This window comes from Planctomycetota bacterium, from assembly GCA_038746835.1.
GTDB lineage: Bacteria > Planctomycetota > Phycisphaerae > Tepidisphaerales > Tepidisphaeraceae > JBCDKH01.
In genome coordinates, this window is sequence record JBCDKH010000028.1 from 20,776 (window position 1) to 27,466 (window position 6,691).

5 protein-coding genes are annotated in these 6,691 nt (G+C 65.7%); all 5 read left to right on the top strand.

What is annotated here, in order from left to right:
- Positions 1-114: 114 nt before the first annotated feature.
- Positions 115-1,386: a glycosyltransferase family 4 protein gene (locus AAGI46_04985; protein ID MEM1011559.1), complete on the top strand. Its 1,272-nt coding sequence runs from the start codon at positions 115-117 to the stop codon at positions 1,384-1,386.
- 86 nt (positions 1,387-1,472) lie between these two features.
- Entirely contained in the window at positions 1,473-2,450 is a 978-nt protein-coding gene (locus tag AAGI46_04990) for an ABC transporter permease (GenBank protein ID MEM1011560.1), read from the top strand.
- A gap of 89 nt (positions 2,451-2,539) precedes the next feature.
- Positions 2,540-3,805 carry an ABC transporter ATP-binding protein gene (locus AAGI46_04995; protein ID MEM1011561.1) on the top strand — a complete coding sequence of 422 codons (1,266 nt, stop codon included), beginning with the start codon at positions 2,540-2,542 and terminating at the stop codon, positions 3,803-3,805.
- A 9-nt stretch (positions 3,806-3,814) separates the two neighbouring features.
- Positions 3,815-5,752: a glycosyltransferase family 2 protein gene (locus AAGI46_05000; GenBank protein ID MEM1011562.1), complete on the top strand. Its 1,938-nt coding sequence runs from the start codon at positions 3,815-3,817 to the stop codon at positions 5,750-5,752.
- A gap of 63 nt (positions 5,753-5,815) precedes the next feature.
- Positions 5,816-6,691, top strand: an 876-nt coding sequence (locus tag AAGI46_05005) for a glycosyltransferase (protein MEM1011563.1), incomplete at its 3' end; no start/stop codon positions are given.

Here is a 6,691-nt window from a genome sequence, read left to right on the forward strand (position 1 = left end):
GCCCCCGTTGTCTTTTTTGCTTTCCGACTGCCAGTCACAGGCAGGCAGCTCACAACGACGTCCCTCGAACTGTCGTACGGAACAGCGGGGACCGATGATGACTGTGTGCGTCGCGTGCTGGTCATTGCTGAAGCGTGCAACCCGGAGTGGGTGAGCGTTCCGCTGGTCGGATGGTCCCATTACGCCGCCCTGCGCGAGGTTGCCGACGTCCACTTGGTCACGCAGGTCCGGAATTGTGAGGCCCTGACTCGCGCAGGACTCGTCGAGGGCGACGACTTCACGGCGATCGATTCGGAGAAGATCGTCAAACCGATCTGGAACGTCGCCGACACCGTCGCCGGCAAAGGCAAAGGCTGGACCATTCGCCAGGCCGCCATGGCTGCGGCGTATCCGTACTTCGAGCGACTCCTGTGGAAGACCTTCGGCCCGAAGCTGCGCGCCGGAGCCTTCGACCTCGTCCACCAGATCACGCCGCTTTCACCAACGAATAGCCCGAAGACTGCCAGTCGCTGCGCGAAGATCGGCGTGCCGTTCGTCTGGGGCCCGCTCAACGGTGGCGCACCATGGCCCAAAGAGTTTCAGGCCGAACAGCGACAGGAACGCGAGTATCTCGCCAGTGTCCGAGGTGCCTTCAAGCTGCTGCCGGGCTACGCGTCGGCCCGTCGATCCGCGTCGGCGATCGTCTGTGGCAGCCGGCACACGCTGTCGGAGATGCCGGACGACTGCCGCGATCGCTGCGTCTACCTGCCTGAGAACGGGATCGATCCGAGTCGTTTCACGGCTCGGCGAACCCGAACCGCTGGCGACGGCCCGCTGCGACTGGTCAGCATCGGCAGGCTCGTGCCGTACAAGGGCCACGACATGGCAATCCAGGCGGCCGAGCCGCTCTTGCGCGACGGCCGGGCGACGCTGACGATCTACGGCGAAGGCCCGATGCGGCCGGAGCTGGAGAAGCTGGCCGACGGCTTGCCGAACGTCTCGATGCCGGGCTGGGTGAAGCACCACGAAGTTCCCGACGTGCTGGCGGACGCAGACCTGCTGATCTTCCCCAGCATCCGCGAATTCGGCGGCGGTGTGGCGCTGGAGGCGATGGCCGTCGGGCTTCCGGTCGCGTGCGTCGACTATGCCGGCCCGCCGGAGCTGGTGACGGACGACGTCGGCTGGCTCGTCCCGATGGGCAACCGGGCAGCCATCGTCCGCGACTTCCAGTCTCTCATGACGATCCTCGCCGACGACCCGTCGCCGATCGAGGCCAAGGGCAAAGCCGCCAAAGCTCGCGTCGATCGCCTCTTCACCTGGCAGGCCAAGGCGAAGCAGACCCTGTCAATCTACGACGCCGTGCTCGCCGGACGAGCGCTTCCGGACTTCGGAATGCCGCTGAGCTGATTGCGAGCGATGACCGCAGCTCTTTCGATCAGGCATCGCTTCGGCCTCGGGTACAGCTTTGTGCGGCAACGGCCGATACCGTGAGGGTGTCGCCGACTCACGTCGATCTTCGTGCGCTCCAAGAGGACGAGGTCGATCGCATCGAGCGATCCGACGACCGCCAGACGCGGCTGGACGAACGAATGAGCCCCCGCACCGCCGCCGATCACGACACGCGCGAGGTGCTCGTCATCGAGCCCAAAAGGTCGGGCGGGCTGGCTGCGGCGTTTGATCGATCGTTCCTCCGAGAGGTGTCTCGCCAGCGCGAGCTGCTCTACTTCCTCATCTGGCGCGACATCAAGGTCCGCTACAAGATGGCCGCCCTGGGCCTCGCCTGGGCGCTGATGGTCCCGCTGGTCAGCACGATTATCTTCGGCGTCATCGGCACCAAACTCGGCTTCGGAAACGGCCAGCCCGCGCCGTGGATCGTGGTCCTCGCCGCCGGCATGACGCCGTGGCTCTTCATTCAGAAGTGCGTCAGTGACGGCGGGCAATCGCTGGTGCACAACCAGCAGCTGCTCAGCAAGATCTACATGCCGCGTGTCTTCATCCCGTCCGCCTCGTGCGGGACGGCGATGGTCGACATGCTTACGGCCTTCCTGATCACCAGCGGCTTTGCCGTCATCTTCACAATCACCGGCAGCTGGACGCCGACGTGGAATCTCTTGGCGATCCCGCTGCTGGTCCCTCTGACCTTCGTCGCCGGCGTCGGGACGGCCATCCTGCTCAGCGGCATCACCGTCCTCTACCGCGACGTGCGGTTCCTGATTCCGTTCTTCACGCAATTCGGCCTGTGGCTGAGTGCCGTCGTCTTCCCGCTGGAACTGGTTCTGCCCGAAAACTACCTCTGGATCGCAGCGATCAACCCGTACGCCGGCATCGTCAGTGCCTGGCGCAGCGCCATCATCGGCACCGAATGGCAGCCGCTCCTCGTCGCCAGCAGCTGCATCCTGAGCCCCATCATCCTCCTCGTCGGCGTTGCCTATTTCCGACACGTGGAGCGACGCTTTGCGGACATCGCGTGACCAGAAGTACCGAGTAACGAGTAGCGAGTAGTGAATCGCCAGATGTCGCCACTCCGTACTCGGTACTCCATACTCCTTACTTCCGAACAATGCTTCCCGCCGTTCATGTCGAAAACCTCTCCAAGGCCTATCGCATCGGGCTCGAGGACAAGCGCGAGCGGCCGAGCGCGTTCGCGGGCATCGGGGGCTACCTCAAGAAGTCGATCCGCGACACGCGGCGTCGCCTGAGCGAGGACTGGACGGACGAGAACGACACCTTTTGGGCGCTGTCGGACGTCAACTTCACCGTCGACGCCGGCGAGACCGTCGGGCTCATAGGACGTAATGGTGCAGGCAAAAGCACGCTGCTCAAGATCCTCAGCCGCATCGTCGAGCCGACAGAGGGCAAGATCACGCTCCGCGGCCGGGTGTCGTCGCTGCTGGAAGTCGGCACCGGCTTCCACCCGGAGCTGACCGGACGTGAAAACGTCTACCTCAACGGCGCGATCCTCGGGATGCGCCGCGAAGAGATCAAACGGAAGTTCGACGACATCGTCGAGTTCAGCGAGGTCGGCAAGTTCCTCGACACACCCGTCAAGCGCTACTCCAGCGGCATGTACGTGCGGCTGGCGTTCAGCGTCGCAGCGCACCTCGATCCGCAGATCATGATCGTCGATGAGGTGCTGGCCGTCGGGGATGCGTCGTTCCAGAAGAAGTGCCTGGGCAAGATGAACGACGTCGTGAAGGAGGGGCGGACCGTGCTGTTCGTCAGCCACCAGATGGACGCCGTCGCAAGCCTGTGCGGCAGCGTCATGGTCGTCGACGGCGGCAAGGCGAGCGAGCGGCTGCCGACAGAAGAAGGCATCACGCGGTACCTCGGCGGACGCGAGCAGTCGGCTGGCATCCCGCTCGCCGATCGCCCGCGGACAACCGATCGTGAACGCCCGCCGATTTTCGTCGATTTGCAGATCACAGACGAAGAAGGCAAGCCAACGGGTGCGATTGCCACAGGTCGCGGCATTACGTTTGACGTGACGATGGCGGACTTCGACCAGCCCGGCAACATCACCGCAGCCGTCGCCCTGCTCAACGGACGTGGCCAGCGGGTCGCCCTCTTCCACAGCGAGTACAACGCGAACCTCGTGCTCAAAGGGACCACGCACAAGAAGCTTCGCTGCCACGTGCCAAGTCTGCCGCTCGCACCCGGCACGTACCACGTCGAACTCGTCGCGGCCGACGGGTTCACGATCCTGGAACGTCTGGAACGCGCCGCTGACCTGGAAGTCGTCTACAGCGACCTCCTTGGGACCGGTAAAGTGCCGAATTCCAAGCAGAGCACAGTGGTGCTGCCGGCGAACTGGCAAGATCTGGGCTGAGCCGTTTCGATGTCCGACATGCCCGCCGTCAGCGTCGTCATTCCGACCCGGAACCGGGCGACGCTGCTGCGTGAGACGCTCCAGAGCCTGCGCGAGCAGACGACCGATGACTTCGAGACGGTCGTCATCGACGACGGCTCGACCGATGACACCGCCGAGGTGGCGTCGGCATTCGACGTGCGATTCGTCCCGCTGCCGAAGGGACGGCGCGGCGCATCTGCTGGCCGGAACGTCGGCGTCGCGAGAACGACCGGTCGCTACGTCGTCTTCCTCGACAGCGACGACCTGCTGGCCCCGACGTGTCTGGCGGATCGCATCCAGCTGATGGACGATCGGACCGACCTCGACTTCGCCGTCAGCCAGTGCGGCCTGTTCCGCGACACGCCAGGCGACTCAACGATGGTCTGGAACCGTTTCAACGACGGCGACGACCTGGATCGGTACCTGTCGCGCGACCCCGTCTGGCAAACCACCGCCCCGACTTGGCGGCGCGAGTCTTTGGCGACCATCGGACCGTGGGACGAGCAGGCGCTCAGCGGGCAGGACTGGGAAATGTCGACGCGTGCCATCGCAGTCGGACTGAGGTACGAGACGTTCGAGAAGGTCGTCGATTGCCACTGGCGTTTGCCATCCGGCTCGCGCGACAGCATCGGCAAGTCGGCAGCAGTGGGGGAGAAGGCGGCGCATGCGCGGTCGTGGGCGGGCACGGTCGAACGCGTCTGGCGTGCAGTCGACGCGGCCGGTCTCATGAATCAGCACCGGCGCGATCTGGTGGCCGGGCTCATGTGGCACGCTTGCCGACGCCTCGCCGACGCGGCAAGCTTCGGCGAGGCCCGACGATTCTGGCGGAAGGTCCATCGCGACTTCGGCCTGATCAACGAGCAGCAGTTCGCCGAGGGCTGGCTCTACCACCGCAGCGGCAAGATCGCGTGGTTCAACCGGCTCAAGGAAGACCGCGTCGCGACCGGCTGGCCGAGGCACTTTCGTCGTGCGGTCGAGGGCAGTCGCACGCACTGCCGCGTTCGCTCGACTGGCACGCCCCCGGCAGTTTCGGTGCTGTTGCCGGCGTACAACGCCAATCGCTACATCGAAGAGGCGGTCGAGTCGATCCTGCTGCAGACCTTCCGCGACTTCGAACTGCTGATCGTCGACGACGGCTCCACCGACGGCACGGCTGAGAAGCTCGAACGCCTCGCCGAGCGCGACGTCCGCGTGCAACTCGTGCGTCGACCGCGCGGCCGGGGAAAGGGCTACGTGCAGGGCCTCATCGAGATGGCCGAGCGGGCCAGAGGCGAGTTCCTGGCACGCATGGACGCGGACGACGTCGCCCGGCCGGAGCGGTTCGAGCTGCAGATCGACCGCCTCCGCAGCGACGCTGACCTCGTGCTTGTCGGCGGACAGGTGCGGTGGGTCGATCCGTACGGACTCGACCTCGAATCGAGCCAGTATCCGACCACCCACAACGCCATCGACGCCGAGCTGTTGGCCGGACGTGGCGGCGTGATTCCGCATCCGGGAAGCCTCTTCCGCAAGTCGGCGTACGAGCAGGTCGGCGGCTATCGCAACGGATTTCAGCCGAGCGAAGACCTCGACCTCTGGCTGCGTCTGGCGGAGGTCGGCCGGGTCGCGAACGTCGACGAAGTGATCCTCGACTATCGCCAGCACTTCGCCAGCGTCACGCGCAGTCGTCGGGACGAACAGCTGCGCGTGAAGCCACGCATCATCGCTGAGGCGTGTCAGCGTCGCGGCCTGCCCGCGCCGGAGGAGGCGTCGCTCGACCAGTGGGAACCCGCCCCGCCGGACCAGCTGCTCTATCGCTGGGGCTGGCAAGCCATCAAGGAACGCCACCTCGAAGCCGCCCGCGGGCACGCGTGGAGCCTCGTGAGGCGCAGGCCTTTCGATCGCGACGCCTGGCATCTCGCCGCGTGTGCCGTCCGTGGCCGATAAGCCGGTTGCCCGACGGATGCAGCACCGTGCATCCGACGTATCGGTGTGCGGCTAACCTCCAACGTGACGGCCGCACCTGAAGTGTCGGTGCTGATTCCGGTTTACAACGGCGAGCAGTACCTCCGATCCGCCGTCGAGTCGATCCTCGGCCAAACCTTCGGCGACCTCGAAGTCGTCGTCATCGACGACGGCTCCACCGACGGCACGCACGATGTCCTGCGCGACCTCGAACGCAGCGACGAACGCATGCGCGTCTTCCTCCGGCCACACACCGGCTACGTCAAACAGCTCAACTTCGGCATCGACGTTTGCCGCGGCACGTTCATCGCGCGAATGGATGCGGATGACCTCGCGTATGAAGACCGCCTGGCCGTCCAGATTCCGGAACTGCGCCGTCGGCCGGAGGTCATGGTGCTGGGCGGTGCGTACGACCTGATCGATGGCCGGGACCGGCTTCTGCGTCGCCACTGGCCGCCGTGCGACGACGCGACCTTGCAGGAACAGTGCCTCAGCGGCCAAACGCCCATCGGCCACCCGACGGCTGTCATGCGACGCCGCGACCTCATCGCCGTCGGCGGCTACGACGAGTCGCTCGAAACCGCCGAAGACATCGACCTCTGGCTCCGCCTGGGCGAGCGAGGCAAGCTCGCGTGCGTGCCGCATCCGGTCCTGCGCTATCGCCAGCACGACAAGAGCGTCAGCGAGGCCCGGGCCGAAGAGCAGGCTGACTGCATTCGCGAAGGCTGCGAGCGGGCGTACCGACGTCGCGGCCTCGACCGCACGTTCGTCCAGCCACCGGCGTGGCGGCCGGTCGGTGAGAGCCAGCGGACCGACTTCCTGCTGACCTATGGCTGGTGGGCCTTCAAGTCGCACCAACGACAGACCGCTTTCGTCTACGCGCTCAAGGCGCTGCAGCGGCGGCCACTCGCCCAAGAGCCG